The organism is Pseudoalteromonas sp. NBT06-2, assembly GCF_002276045.1.
In the GTDB taxonomy this organism is placed as follows: Bacteria; Pseudomonadota; Gammaproteobacteria; order Enterobacterales; family Alteromonadaceae; genus Pseudoalteromonas.
Window position 1 is genome coordinate 1 of the sequence record NZ_NQMR01000188.1, and the last position, 11014, is coordinate 11014.

The window sequence follows — 11014 nt, forward strand, 5'->3', positions numbered from 1 at the left end:
AAGTGGCTTGGGTATATACTGAACCATTTTCTGCAACACCAGGGTGCTTTTTAGTGATACGTCCGATATCATCACGCATGTTTGTATAGCTAGGTGCTAACATCATCACACCGTATGGCGTCATAAGTTGTTTATTAATTTGGGTTAATATTTTATTTATTTGCGCTTCATTAGCTGCGCCACTGAGTATAGCCCAACTTTGAGGGTTAAGGTAAATTCGCCCTTCTAAATCTGTCTCAATACCAAAAGTAACATTATCATCCGTTATGATCTGTATGTAGAATTCGGTTTATAAATTTTAATTTTGTATCCGGGTGCAGTAAAATGCCATCAGGCATTTCTCCGCTAATTGATTGCTGTGATAAAACATTTGTCTAGGTAACCAATGATTTACAAGCTCATTGAAATCTTGTTCTGGTGTTTCAATTTTTATACGGCCTTGAGCTTGATTGATATAGTCTAAGTAGATTTTCTTTTGTTGTTCAAAAGCAAACGGTTGTTCAAAGTACTTACTTTGAATTAGTGTTATTTCATCTGCATTTTTAGCTGGTCCAAATAAAAACTTAAATGACTTTTCCTCATCATACTCAAGCGCAATTGAATACTGTAAAACAGCTAAAGGTGTTTCATAAATTGCATTTGAATTACTTAATTTCTCTTGTTTAATACTATCGGGATCATGAAGCCCGCCCTCGCCTTCAAATTTGCTTTGATTTGCACACCAAGACGTTGGTTTCATATCTGAAATTAAAAATGTTTTATCCTTAAAGTTCTGTTGTATAAAGTGATCTTCGACTTTTTGATATGGAGTAATACTTGATGCAATAATGCCATTAAGTTGTGCATCAAATACTGCTGATTGATTCATTCATGACATATATCCAATAGAAAAATAAGGATAAATACTAATATTTCTTTTTATATGTGAGAGATTTTTAACACTTAGCTGCCAAAGCTCAACAACATCATCTTTTGATAAACTCAAAACCAAAGTAACTTTTAAACCACTTTGTTCTATTACCCAACTTATTTCACTAGTAGTTAAAGTAAATTTAAATTTATCGGGCTTACTTCTTACAGGCTCATAAGGGACTGAAAATAATTCATCCGTTGACTCATCTTTTACATAAAAGAATCTACCTAGATGATGGGTATAATAATTATGCTCGGGTTGCATAAATGTTTTAGCTTCATTATTTGGTCCATTTGAATATTTAGTAGGCCCAGGTTGCATAAATTGTGAAACAGCATAACCCCTGCAATTCATTTGGATCATCATTTTACGATTCCACAAAAAACCAGCTGCGTTCGGCATACTAAGAGGAGAGTCTAGCTGTACTTTATATTGTGGTGAGATAATTAACTTTGGTTCAATAATAGACATTTTCACTTCCTAAATCACTATTTAGAGCATTTTGTATTACTAGTATTTGTTCATTTTTAAAGTGGGTAAAAACGAATAATAAAAACCACCATAAGTGCAAAAAAACCTAGTGTAAGTATTAATAAAACAATACCTTGCATAGAGGCATAACCCGTTTTTCTTTGATAGACAACGTCGTTTGCAAGAATATTTTATTGCTTATCATTTTATTCCTCCCTACCAAACTAAAAAAAGAAATTATTTACTATAAAAACACAAGTTGAAAGCGCTTACATTAATTGTAACGAAGTTTTTTTAAACAAGTGAGATAAGTATTAATTTTTAGGGTATCTTCATTGCTATTTAACAAAAAATGGATAAAAGAACAAAAAATACACTGCACAACTTAACAATGAATTACTACTTAATTACAGTAAGTTAAGTATAAAAACATAAAAAAACTGAACATAAATGTAACTAATCCGTAAATTTTCATTGACGTAACTAACATTTTAAATTAACTTCATGTAAGCGCTTACAACATCTACACAGGACAACATAGTAAAAAATGAAAGCGCTTACGCTAAATATTACAATATAACCTATAATAAAATAAATCAGGGGATTTATATGAAGCATCAAATTTTTAGTAAAACCAAGTTGGCAACCAGTTTATCACTTATCCTAAGTGCCGCCTCTTTTGCACCAGCATATGCAGCAGAAGAAAAAGCAGTTGACGATATTGAAGTCATAGCAGTGACAGGTATGCGCTCAAGTATTAAAGAATCAACAAGACTTAAAAGAGATTCTGCGGGGGTTGTTGATGCGATTTCAGCTGAAGATATAGGTAAATTCCCTGATACGAACTTAGCTGAATCTTTACAACGCATTACAGGTGTATCGATTAACCGCGCAAACGGTGAAGGTTCACAAGTAACAGTACGTGGTTTTGGTCCAAACTTTAATATGGTGACTTTAAATGGTCGCGCTATGCCAGCGGCTTCTTTGCCTGGTGGTGGTGGTTCACCGAACTCTCGTGCTTTTGATTTTGCTAATCTTGCTTCAGATAGCATAAAATCAGTTGAAGTATACAAAACAGGTAAAGCAAATGTTGCAACTGGTGGTATAGGTGCAACTATCAATATTAATACTACAAAACCACTTGATAATCCAGGTTTACAATCAAGTTTTGGCGCTAAAGCACAATATGATACAACGAATCGTGTAGGCGATGATGTTACTCCTGAGGTGTCAGGTTTATTAAGCTGGACAGATGAAGAAGAAAAATTTGGTGTTTCGGTAACTGCGAGTATGCAAAAGCGCAACAGTGGTACTGTAGGTGCTTATACTAACCAATGGCGCACATCTGAATTTAACGGTACAATTGCGCAACAGCCTACAGAGCCTAAATCTGGCGCGCCAGTTGTAATTAATAACGGCCCTGCTATTGGCCAAATGTATTCAATGCCTTCTGATTTACGTTATACCTTGGCAGATAGAGAGCGTACTCGAACTAATGCACAGTTTACATTTCAATTCCGCCCAGCTGATTCAATCACCACAACGCTAGATTACACCTATTCAAAACAAGATCTTAATGAGCAAAGAGCTGAACAATCTATTTGGATGGATACCTATAAAAGCTCACTGACATTTGATGATAATACAGTAAAAACACCTGTTTTATACAACGAAGAACGCCGTGAACAATTACCACGTGATTTAGGTTTAGCTGTTCAAGAACTTAATCAAGTGAATGAAAATAAGTCCATTGGTTTTAATTTACAATACGAAGCGTCAGATTATTTAACAATTGTATTTGATGCCCATGACTCTTCATCTGAAGCCGCTCCTGATGCAGGTTATGGGAGCTGGGTTAACTTTGGTATGGGAGCAAATATCGCAAAAGGTCAAGGCGTTGATTACACAACAACACTACCTACTATGTATGTTGATTTTGACGATTGTGCACGTACAAACCTTAACTGTAATAATACATTAGATGCGTCAGATGTCGGCAGTTCAATTTTAGATATGAACTATGCATCACAAACAACAGATATCACCCAAGTGCGTTTAGAAGCACAATATGATTTTGAAGAAAGTAGCATTAACTTTGGTATTGAATCCCGTTCAATGGAAAGTCATTCATTACAATCATTAACGCGACATACTATGGGTAATTGGGGGGTTAATAATCCAGGCGAGATCCCTGATGGTTACTTAACACCTGTTGATATGCTATCTGAATTTGATGACTTTAATACTAAGGGCGGGTTTAGCCAAGGCTTTACTGGTAGTGCATCTCAATTAGGTAAATGGGCAGCTGGCGAATATGGCTTCGATTTTGTTGCCGATGGTGCCTTTGCCACAAACCGTACAATCAAAGAAGATATTACCGCTGCTTTTGTGCAATATAATTATTCTGGTGACTTTAATGGTCGTGCTTATAACATTATTGCAGGTTTACGATATGAGAATACAGATAGTACTTCAACGGCTAATATTGATTTACCCAATGCAGTGGCATGGGAAGGTAATAACGACTTTAATGTTAGATTCGGTAGTGCTAAAGAAAATTTCACTTTAGATAATAGTTACGATCACTTTTTACCAAACTTAGACTTTGATATTGAAGTTGTAGATGATGTAAAAGCGCGTTTTTCTTACAGTAAAACAATTGCGCGTCCTACCTATAACGATTTAAGCTCTGCTGCAACAGTCAGTGGCCCAGGTGCTCCAACGCTTATTCCTGGTGCGTCACCTGCAACAGCAAGTACTGGTAATCCAAGCTTAATTCCACTTGAATCTGATAATATCGATCTTTCTTTAGAATGGTACTTTGATGATACAAGTTATGTATCTGCCGGCTACTACCAAAAAAATGTTGAAAACTTTATCGGTATTGAGCCTATAACACAAAACTTCTACGGCTTAAGAGATGCGACTTCTGGTCCTCGTGCACAAGCGGCGATTGCAGAACTTGAATCTATGAGTTTACCCATTACAGATGCAAACTTATTCAGAATGGTTGCAGCTACTGAAAATGGTGTTGCATTTGACTCTATGAGTTATGAAGAATTTGAATCGACATACGATGTATTACCTAATAACGATGACCCTTTAATGGACTTTGTTGGTCAAACACCAGTAAACAACAAAGAAGCTAAAATTGATGGTTTTGAATTAGCAGTACAACACTTCTTTGGTGAGACTGGTTTTGGTTTCCAAGCGAACTATACAACAGTAAATGGCGATATTGGTTTTGATGTAAATGCACCAACAGATGTGACTCAATTTGCTTTAGTTGGCTTAAGTGATACTGCAAATTTAGTGCTTATGTATGAAAACAATAACTTCCAAGCGCGTATTGCCTACAACTGGCGTGATGACTTCTTGGCTAATGGCGCACGCTATCAAAATGAGCCTGAATTTATCGAATCTTATTCACAAATTGACTTTAACGTGTCTTACAACGTGAATGAGCAACTCTCTGTATTCTTTGAAGGTATTAATATCACAGAAGAAAATAGCAGGAGTCACGGTAGAACTTCAGCGCAATTATGGAATTTAGAACAGCTAGGCGCTCGTTATGCGCTTGGGGCTCGCTACTCGTTCTAATTAGTTGACAAACCCTGGCTAAGCCGCTGAATTAAATACGTTCAAGCGGCTTTTTCGGATAAAATATTTGAGAGTCAGTTGTATGAATAAACCCATTAAAAATATTGTAATAGTTGGTGGTGGCTCAGCAGGTTGGATCACTGCAGGTCTACTAGCTGCTGAACATAAAACAAATAATGATAATGCGATTACCATCACTTTAATAGAGTCACCCGAAATAAAAACCATAGGCGTAGGTGAAGGTACTTGGCCTTCAATGCGTAATACATTAGATAAAATAGGCATTAAAGAGTCTGAATTTATAGCGCAATGTAATGCATCTTTTAAACAAGGATCTAAATTTGTAAATTGGCAAGGGATACAAAATAACGATATTTATTATCACCCCTTTATGACACCTGAGGGCTACACTCAAGTTAATTTACATCACGGTTGGCAACACAGTAATTCAAATAAATCATTTGCCGATACGATTAATATGCAAAGCCATATTTGTCACCGGGGATTAGCACCCAAACAAGCTTCTACGCCAGAATATGCAAGCGTAACGAATTATGGGTATCACCTTGATGCAGGGAAATTTTCACACATGCTGCAAACACATTGCACCAAAGTGTTAGGTGTAAAACATGTTATTGCTCATATTAATCAAATTCATAATGATGAAAATGATTACATTACACATATCGAAATATCACCAAAGGGAAGGATTTCAGGTGATCTTTTTATCGATTGTAGTGGATTAAATGCTTTACTCATTGATAAACATTATAAAATCCCTTTCATTGATAAAAACCATATTCTTTTTAATGATAGCGCTTTAGCTGTTCAAGCTCCCTACTGCGACCCCGATGAAGATATTGCCTCTGCGACTGTATCAACCGCACAATCAGCAGGTTGGGTTTGGGATATCGGGTTATCAAATCGCAGAGGCATAGGTTACACCTATTCAAGCAAACATACATGCGATACTGAAGCAGAAAAAACGCTTAAAGCCTATTTGAGTGAAACAATCAACGATCAAAAAATCCAAAATTTAAACATTCGTAAACTCAACTTCAAACCAGGTCACAGAGAAAAGTTTTGGCATAAAAACTGTATTGCTGTAGGTATGTCATCTGGGTTTTTAGAGCCATTAGAAGCCTCATCACTTGCTTTAGTTGAATTATCAGCCAACATGATCAGCGAGGAGCTACCAGCGAATTTTGAACATATGAATATCATTGCTAAACGCTTTAACGAAAGGTTTGAATATCGTTGGCAAAGGGTAATCGAATTTTTAAAATTACATTATGTGATCAGCAAGCGAACAGACTCACAATACTGGCTTGATAATAAAACCCCTGAGAGCATTCCCAAACGACTAAAAGAATTACTGACTTTATGGCAATATCAACCACCCAATATTAATGACTTTGTACAAAATCAGGAAGTATTTCCATCGGCCAGTTATCAATATGTGATCTATGGTATGGGGTTTAACACTACAGCATATCCAACAGATAAAGCATTTAATAATATTGCATTAGCACAACGTTATTTTGCGCATAATCAAGAAACTAAATTAAAATACCTAAACGCACTGCCCTCTAACCGTGAACTTTTAAACCATATTAAAAATAATTGTTTACAAAATACAGGCTAAAAAGGTTAATGTTAACGACTCCCTTAATATATGAGGTGAAAATTGAATACATCTAAAATACAAAAAGTTGTTATTGCTGGTGGCGGAACCGCTGGCTGGATGAGCGCAGTAGCTTTAAGCAAATTATTAGGTAAAAACCTTGAAATTACCTTAGTCGAGTCCGATGAAATTAATACTGTCGGCGTAGGTGAAGCGACCATTCCCCCTATTAGAACTTTTCATAAACTACTAGGTATTAATGAACAAGAACTCATGAAAGCCACCCAAGCAACATTTAAATTAGGTATCGATTTTGAGAACTGGGGACAAAAAGACGACACCTATATTCATTCATTTGGTATGACAGGCAAAGAATGTTGGGCTGGAGAGTTCCATCATTTTTGGCTACATGGCAAACAAAAAGGCATCGCCTCAGATTTTGGTGATTACTGCCTAGAATTGCAAGCTGCAAAAGCGGGTAAATTTGCCCTTTCACAACAAGCTCCTTTAAATTTTGCTTATCATTTGGATGCCACTTTATACGCTAAGTATTTACGCTCACTTTGCGAAAAGTCAAAATCAAATCCCACTGGTGTCAATAGAATTGAAGGTAAAATATTACACGTTAACAAACACAGTACTTCAGGTAATATTTCTGCATTAACACTTGAAACAGGACTCATCATTGAAGGTGATTTATTTATAGATTGCACCGGCTTTATCGGTTTATTAATAGAAAAAGCCCTGCATACTGGATATGAAGACTGGTCACATTGGTTACCATGTGACAGTGCTGTGGCCGTACAAACCAAGTCTGTTAGTCCTGCACTACCCTATACGCGATCAATTGCCCATGATTCTGGTTGGCAATGGCGTATTCCCTTGCAACATCGTGTTGGTAACGGTTTAGTTTTTTGCAGTCGCTATATCTCAGATAATGAAGCCATAGATACTTTACTCAGCAATATTGAAGGCGAAACAATTAATGAGCCTAGAGTGATTAAGTTTAAAACTGGCAGACGCAGAAAAGGCTGGAATAAAAACTGTATCGCATTGGGTCTTGCAAGTGGATTTATTGAGCCATTAGAGTCCACCAGCATACATTTAATTATGACAGGTATTATTCGCTTAATGCGCTTATTTCCATTTAATGGTATTACGCAAACATACATAGATGAATACAATTCTAAATTAACCAGTGAACTCAATAGTATTCGTGATTTTATTGTATTGCACTACAAAGTGACCAACAGAGAAGATTCGCTATTTTGGCAACATTGTAAAAATATGGAAATACCTGAATCATTACAGCACAAAATTAATTTATTCACAGAAACAGGGCGGGTATTTTTAGATGATGGCGATATTTTCAGAGTCGACTCCTGGACACAAGTCATGCTTGGACAAGGACTCATGCCTGAGCAATTCCATCAAATAGCCCAAGTGATGAGTGATAATGAGTTTAAACAATTCTTAAGCTCGTTAAAATCATCAGTTGATAATGCAGTTGAACAACTGCCTAATCATCAAGAGTTTATTGATAAATATTGCCCTGCAAACTAATACAGTCTTTTTAATCAATATGCAGCCAAACTGGCTGCATTCAACCGTTTAATTTAAATTTCTTCATTGCATACGTTTGCATAATGCAGTCTTGTTTAGTTAATTTGTTTATAGTGGTCTTAATCCACGATCACCTTAGGGTTAAAACGAGCCTCACATGAAAAAATACTTATATAAAAATAAAAAAACTCTCGCTTTAGGTTTATCTATCGCATTATATGGCTGTACTGCGCAAGACATTTCAAAAAACAGTTCCCCCATTTTTACGGTTAAAAAAAGTCAATCTCAATACAATACTGATTATTTAACACGAGATGTACGTGACGATATATTTTATTTTGTCATGCCTGATAGGTTTCATAATGGCGATACCAGCAATGATATGGGCGATATCACTAAGCCAGAATCATATGGTGGTTTTAACCCTGAACGTAAAGGTTTCTTTCATGGTGGTGATATTAAAGGTTTAGAAAATAAACTAGATTACCTTGAAAACCTAGGTATTACTGCCATTTGGATGACACCTATATTACGTAATCAAGCAGTACAAGGTGATATGGCAGGTTATCACGGTTATTGGGTATTAGACTTTACAGAAATTGATCCACATTTAGGGAGCAATCAAGATTTAAAACAGCTGATTAGTGCTGCTCATAAACGCGGTATGAAAGTATTTTTTGATATTATTACTAATCATACTGCTGACGTCATTAAATTCAAAGAATGTCATGGTGAAAATGGTATTAAATGGTCATTAGATTCAGGGTTATGTGAATATAAAAGCCAAAAGCAAGTTAAAAATGGCGATAAATACACAGTTATCATACCTGAAAATTCTAAAAACATAAAAGTACCACAGTGGTTAAATGATCCTCAGTTTTATCACAACCAAGGAGACTCTACTTGGCAAGGTGAAAGCGCTATTTATGGTGATTTTTCTGGCTTGGATGATATTGATACTGATAACCCTAAAGTTGTATCAGGCATGATAGATATTTTCAAAAACATTGTCACTGAATTCAAACCTGATGGTTTTAGAGTGGATACAGTAAAACATGTAAACACCGCGTTTTGGGCTGATTTTTCTCCAGCGATAATGAAACATGCTAAATCTTTGAACATACCTAACTTCCATATATTTGGAGAGGTTTACAGTGGGGATGTAAAAGTATTAAGCCACTATACAACCAAAGGTAAAATGCCAGCTATTTTAGATTTTGGCTTTCAAGGTGCCGCCTATGAGGTATTTGTAAATGAAACAGGCACAGACAAACTAAAAACCTTATTTGATAATGACGACCATTATAATGATGGTGATAGCCGTGCCGATATGAACCCAACATTTATTGGTAATCATGATATGGGCCGGTTTGCTCACTTTTTATCTAAATCTAAATCACCTTTAAACCAGCAAGAAAAATTAGCTAAAATAAAACTCGCCCATGCATTAATGTACTTTTCACGTGGTATTCCCGTTGTTTATTATGGTGATGAACAAGGTTTTGCTGGTAAAGGCGGTGATATGGATGCCCGTCAAGATATGATGCCATCAAAAGTAAAAAATTATACAGAAGATAAGTTGCTAGGCACAACACTCACAGCAGCAAATAATAACTTTGAACAATCACACCCTTTATTTACTGAATTTTCTAAATTGGCGGATATATTTAAATCACATAAAGCGCTGCGACAAGGAGTACATCATAACCGAGCTGTAACATCTGGTGGCCCTGGCTTATATGCATTTTCTCGTGTTGAATTAACTGAATCTGTAGAATATTTAGTCTTATTTAACACCTCAAATAAACTTATATCAGCGCGGCTTGATACAACAAGTGATATATATACAGATATCGAAACCAATGAAGCTATTAAAGCAAACTCTCGTAATATACTTCCTTTAAACTTAGCACCTTTAAGTTATCGTATTTTAAAAGCTGACTCGGCTATAAAGCCTACTCAATTAGGCCAACTGAGTTTATTAAACTTCAAAAACGGGGATCAGATTCAAGGAGATATAAATTTAAGCTACCAACTTGAAAAAGTTAATAACGCGGTTGTGCCTGTATTAGAAATGACAACCGAAATAAGCGTAAATGATAGTGAGTTTACTAGAGTTTCTTTCGATAATACTTTGCCATTAACAGCTCAATTCAATGTTAGTGATTATGCTAATGGCAGTACTGTAAAAGTAAAATCTGTAGTGACTAATTTTGCAGGTGAAACGTTAAAACTGATTTCAGAATTTATCATTACTAAGTAATAAAACAGACTCAATAAAAGTCCACTCTAATAATTAAAAGTAGTTTTTTATTTGCTACAAATGTTTTATTAATAATTTTCATATGACCAGACTCTAAATAAAACGCTTTAGATAACATGACTTGATCGCCCTTTTCGGCACCATTAAAGTAGTTATACCCATCTCACTTCAAGTTGCAGGATACAACTTTTGAAAGTTGTCATTAATCCTGCCACTTAACTTAGCACCGATAGTAGGTAAAGTAGTATCAAAAAAGTGGCTTAAACTTCGCCTGAAATCTTTTGCAGTGGCAAAATATTTATTATTTCGAGCATGCTCATTCATTACCTTCCAAAGCCGTTCTATTGGATTTAAATTTGGGCTGTAAGCAGGTAAATAATGCAGCGCTATTCCTAACTCCTTAGCTTTATCTACAGCCTCTTGTTTTCTGTGATAACCCGCTCCATCTAGCTCGAGGTTAATGACATTTTTATCCTTATATTTTTCTTTGATATGAGTAAAAAAATCAATAATGGCATCACCATTAACTGTTTTTTCATATTGTTGCGTTACTGTATCTTTTATACCCAAACCACTTCAA

At 35.7% G+C, this 11014-nt stretch carries 6 protein-coding genes and 1 pseudogene; 4 read left to right on the forward strand and 3 right to left on the reverse strand.

Features of this window, described 5'->3' with window-relative positions:
- Positions 1 to 277, reverse strand: a 277-nt coding sequence (locus CJF42_RS29415) for a GH36-type glycosyl hydrolase domain-containing protein (protein ID WP_502694809.1), incomplete at its 3' end; no start/stop codon positions are given.
- Positions 278 to 298: 21 nt separating this feature from the next.
- Positions 299 to 1384 (reverse strand): annotated as a pseudogene (locus CJF42_RS28870) (hypothetical protein).
- Positions 1385 to 1993: 609 nt separating this feature from the next.
- Here CJF42_RS28870 and CJF42_RS23325 point away from each other — a divergent pair.
- From CJF42_RS23325 to CJF42_RS23340, 4 genes are all read left to right on the forward strand, one after another.
- Positions 1994 to 4984: a TonB-dependent receptor gene (locus CJF42_RS23325; protein WP_095368953.1), complete on the forward strand. Its 2991-nt coding sequence runs from the start codon at positions 1994 to 1996 to the stop codon at positions 4982 to 4984.
- Positions 4985 to 5066: 82 nt separating this feature from the next.
- On the forward strand, positions 5067 to 6629 hold the full coding sequence (locus tag CJF42_RS23330; RefSeq protein WP_095368954.1) for a tryptophan halogenase family protein: 1563 nt from the start codon (positions 5067 to 5069) through the stop codon (positions 6627 to 6629).
- Positions 6630 to 6728: 99 nt separating this feature from the next.
- On the forward strand, positions 6729 to 8171 hold the full coding sequence (locus CJF42_RS23335) for a tryptophan halogenase family protein (protein ID WP_252097716.1): 1443 nt from the start codon (positions 6729 to 6731) through the stop codon (positions 8169 to 8171).
- A 157-nt stretch (positions 8172 to 8328) separates the two neighbouring features.
- A complete protein-coding gene (locus CJF42_RS23340) occupies positions 8329 to 10434 on the forward strand; it encodes an alpha-amylase family glycosyl hydrolase (RefSeq protein WP_095368956.1) in 2106 nt (701 codons plus the stop codon).
- A 168-nt stretch (positions 10435 to 10602) separates the two neighbouring features.
- On the opposite strand, the gene CJF42_RS23345 is transcribed toward CJF42_RS23340, so the two are convergent.
- A complete protein-coding gene (locus CJF42_RS23345) occupies positions 10603 to 11004 on the reverse strand; it encodes a transposase (protein WP_095368957.1) in 402 nt (133 codons plus the stop codon).
- Positions 11005 to 11014: the final 10 nt, after the last annotated feature.